The sequence below is a fragment of the Pseudomonas sp. 2995-1 genome (assembly GCF_002742505.1).
In the GTDB taxonomy this organism is placed as follows: Bacteria; Pseudomonadota; Gammaproteobacteria; order Pseudomonadales; family Pseudomonadaceae; genus Aquipseudomonas; species Aquipseudomonas sivasensis.
Genome location: NZ_LJSA01000685.1, coordinates 1 through 291 on the forward strand (window position 1 = coordinate 1; position 291 = coordinate 291).

At 37.1% G+C, this 291-nt stretch carries 1 pseudogene; it reads left to right on the forward strand.

From position 1 onward, the window contains the following. Positions 1-15: 15 nt before the first annotated feature. A pseudogene (deoD, locus tag AOA61_RS30705) lies at positions 16-291 on the forward strand (purine-nucleoside phosphorylase); the annotation flags it as partial.

A 291-nucleotide genomic window follows, 5' to 3' on the forward strand; every position in this document is an offset into this window, starting at 1 on the left:
GTTCAAGGTACTGGGATGGGTGTTCCTTCTATCTCTATATACGTACATGAATTAATAAATAGCTATGGTGTAAAAAATCTGATTCGTGTCGGTACTTGTGGAGCTTTGAAACAAGAAGTCAAACTAAGAGACGTTATTATTGCAATGAGCGCCTCTACTGATTCTGGTGTGAATCGTAGAAATTTTAATCAACTTGACTTTGCTCCCACAGCTAACTTCGATTTATTGAAGAAGGCATACGATGGTGCAGTTAAACAAGGAATGAATGTCAATGTTGGTAGTGTATATACA